General features: G+C 50.9%; 22 tRNA genes. All 22 read right to left on the bottom strand.

Features of this window, described 5'->3' with window-relative positions:
• Positions 1–39: 39 nt before the first annotated feature.
• Positions 40–113, bottom strand: a tRNA-Gly gene (locus BIV60_RS26260).
• 6 nt (positions 114–119) lie between these two features.
• Positions 120–192: transfer RNA gene (locus BIV60_RS26255), tRNA-Cys, on the bottom strand.
• 4 nt (positions 193–196) lie between these two features.
• A tRNA-Gln gene (locus BIV60_RS26250) sits at positions 197–268 on the bottom strand.
• 17 nt (positions 269–285) lie between these two features.
• Positions 286–361, bottom strand: a tRNA-His gene (locus BIV60_RS26245).
• Positions 362–371: 10 nt separating this feature from the next.
• Positions 372–445 (bottom strand) — tRNA-Trp (locus BIV60_RS26240).
• A gap of 4 nt (positions 446–449) precedes the next feature.
• Positions 450–534, bottom strand: a tRNA-Tyr gene (locus tag BIV60_RS26235).
• A gap of 13 nt (positions 535–547) precedes the next feature.
• A tRNA-Phe gene (locus BIV60_RS26230) sits at positions 548–620 on the bottom strand.
• Between the two features lie 46 nt (positions 621–666).
• A tRNA-Asp gene (locus BIV60_RS26225) sits at positions 667–740 on the bottom strand.
• 3 nt (positions 741–743) lie between these two features.
• Positions 744–817, bottom strand: a tRNA-Met gene (locus BIV60_RS26220).
• Positions 818–837: 20 nt separating this feature from the next.
• Positions 838–930, bottom strand: a tRNA-Ser gene (locus BIV60_RS26215).
• A 5-nt stretch (positions 931–935) separates the two neighbouring features.
• Positions 936–1,009: transfer RNA gene (locus BIV60_RS26210), tRNA-Ile, on the bottom strand.
• 12 nt (positions 1,010–1,021) lie between these two features.
• Positions 1,022–1,095 (bottom strand) — tRNA-Met (locus BIV60_RS26205).
• An 18-nt stretch (positions 1,096–1,113) separates the two neighbouring features.
• A tRNA-Ala gene (locus BIV60_RS26200) sits at positions 1,114–1,186 on the bottom strand.
• A gap of 24 nt (positions 1,187–1,210) precedes the next feature.
• Positions 1,211–1,287: transfer RNA gene (locus BIV60_RS26195), tRNA-Pro, on the bottom strand.
• A gap of 9 nt (positions 1,288–1,296) precedes the next feature.
• A tRNA-Arg gene (locus BIV60_RS26190) sits at positions 1,297–1,373 on the bottom strand.
• 36 nt (positions 1,374–1,409) lie between these two features.
• A tRNA-Leu gene (locus tag BIV60_RS26185) sits at positions 1,410–1,498 on the bottom strand.
• Between the two features lie 5 nt (positions 1,499–1,503).
• Positions 1,504–1,578 (bottom strand) — tRNA-Gly (locus tag BIV60_RS26180).
• Positions 1,579–1,617: 39 nt separating this feature from the next.
• Positions 1,618–1,699 (bottom strand) — tRNA-Leu (locus tag BIV60_RS26175).
• Between the two features lie 16 nt (positions 1,700–1,715).
• A tRNA-Lys gene (locus BIV60_RS26170) sits at positions 1,716–1,791 on the bottom strand.
• A gap of 19 nt (positions 1,792–1,810) precedes the next feature.
• Positions 1,811–1,886 (bottom strand) — tRNA-Thr (locus BIV60_RS26165).
• Positions 1,887–1,907: 21 nt separating this feature from the next.
• Positions 1,908–1,980 (bottom strand) — tRNA-Val (locus tag BIV60_RS26160).
• A 3-nt stretch (positions 1,981–1,983) separates the two neighbouring features.
• A tRNA-Glu gene (locus tag BIV60_RS26155) sits at positions 1,984–2,058 on the bottom strand.
• Positions 2,059–2,167: the final 109 nt, after the last annotated feature.

The raw sequence follows: 2,167 nt of genomic DNA, 5'->3' as shown, positions 1-2,167 counted from the left end.
CAGGCGTGCGCTCTAACCAGCTGAGCTATAGGCCCATATTGGAGCGGGTGATGAGAATCGAACTCACAACATCAGCTTGGAAGGCTGAGGTTTTACCACTAAACTACACCCGCATTTAATGGAGGCAACACTCGATTAGAACCGAAGATAAAGGTTTTGCAGACCTCTGCCTTACCACTTGGCTATGCTGCCATAACTGGGCTAGCTGGATTTGAACCAACGAATGACGGAGTCAAAGTCCGTTGCCTTACCGCTTGGCTATAGCCCAATAATTTATAAAACAAATGGGGCGGCTGATGGGAATCGAACCCACGAATGTCGGAACCACAATCCGATGCGTTAACCACTTCGCCACAACCGCCATAATAATATGGCAGGGGTAGTAGGAATCGAACCCACACCAAAGGTTTTGGAGACCTTCGTTCTACCTTTAAACTATACCCCTAAAATGGTGGAGGGGGACGGATTCGAACCGCCGAACCCCAAGGGAGCGGATTTACAGTCCGCCGCGTTTAGCCACTTCGCTACCCCTCCATATAAAAAAAGATGGCTCAGGACGGAATCGAACCGCCGACACAAGGATTTTCAGTCCTTTGCTCTACCGACTGAGCTACTGAGCCATACAAAATCTATATCAACAGTAGTGATACTACTGGGATAAATGTACGGTCCGGACGGGACTCGAACCCGCGACCTCCTGCGTGACAGGCAGGCATTCTAACCAGCTGAACTACCGGACCATATTGCGGAGGCAGGATTTGAACCTGCGACCTTCGGGTTATGAGCCCGACGAGCTACCAGACTGCTCCACCCCGCGATAATAAAAATAAAATTTTATGGAGGAGGAAGAGGGATTCGAACCCCCGCGCGGTTTGACCCGCCTGTCGGTTTTCAAGACCGATCCCTTCAGCCAGACTTGGGTATTCCTCCATACATGGACCCTGTAGGACTCGAACCTACGACCGGACGGTTATGAGCCGTCTGCTCTAACCAGCTGAGCTAAGGGTCCATTAATATAATATAGCGGCGGAGGGGATCGAACCCCCGACCTTACGGGTATGAACCGTACGCTCTAGCCAGCTGAGCTACACCGCCATTTTCAATAAAAATAAATGGAGCCTAGCGGGATCGAACCGCTGACCTCCTGCGTGCAAAGCAGGCGCTCTCCCAGCTGAGCTAAGGCCCCATGTTGTTAAAATCAATTCTCAACTGGTCGGGAAGACAGGATTCGAACCTGCGACCCCTTGGTCCCAAACCAAGTGCTCTACCAAGCTGAGCTACTTCCCGTTAAAACAATGGCGCGCCCGAAAGGAGTCGAACCCATAACCTTCTGATCCGTAGTCAGACGCTCTATCCAATTGAGCTACGGGCGCATATTTTGGAAGTTATTTTGCTATTGCAAAAAACTTTGGTGCCGAGGACCGGAATCGAACCGGTACGGTAGTCACCTACCGCAGGATTTTAAGTCCTGTGCGTCTGCCAGTTCCGCCACCCCGGCATCTATGGAGCGGAAGACGGGATTCGAACCCGCGACCCCCACCTTGGCAAGGTGGTGTTCTACCACTGAACTACTTCCGCATATATGGTAAGTTATTTCGCTTTCGCAAAAAACTTTGATGCGGGTGAAGGGAGTCGAACCCCCACGCCTTGCGGCGCCAGATCCTAAGTCTGGTGCGTCTGCCAATTCCGCCACACCCGCATATCCAATTTTAAAATGGTGAGCCATGAAGGACTCGAACCTTCGACCCTCTGATTAAAAGTCAGATGCTCTACCGACTGAGCTAATGGCTCAAAAAAACAAAAAAATAAATGGTGCCGGCTAGAGGACTTGAACCCCCAACCTACTGATTACAAGTCAGTTGCTCTACCAATTGAGCTAAACCGGCACAATTTAAATACATTAATAATGGAGGATGACGGGATCGAACCGCCGACCCTCTGCTTGTAAGGCAGATGCTCTCCCAGCTGAGCTAATCCTCCATATGGTGACCCGTACGGGATTCGAACCCGTGTTACCGCCGTGAAAGGGCGGTGTCTTAACCGCTTGACCAACGGGCCAACTATAAATTTAAGCAAAATAAAAGCCCCTAAAGGGACTTAGCCCGGCAACGTCCTACTCTCACAGGGGCAATGCCCCAACTACCATCGGCGCTGAGAAGCTTAACTT

Origin of the sequence: Bacillus sp. MUM 116 (assembly GCF_001866655.1) — a bacterium.
Taxonomy (GTDB): domain Bacteria; phylum Bacillota; class Bacilli; order Bacillales; family Cytobacillaceae; genus Neobacillus.
This window is presented reverse-complemented; position numbering and strand designations above follow the sequence as displayed.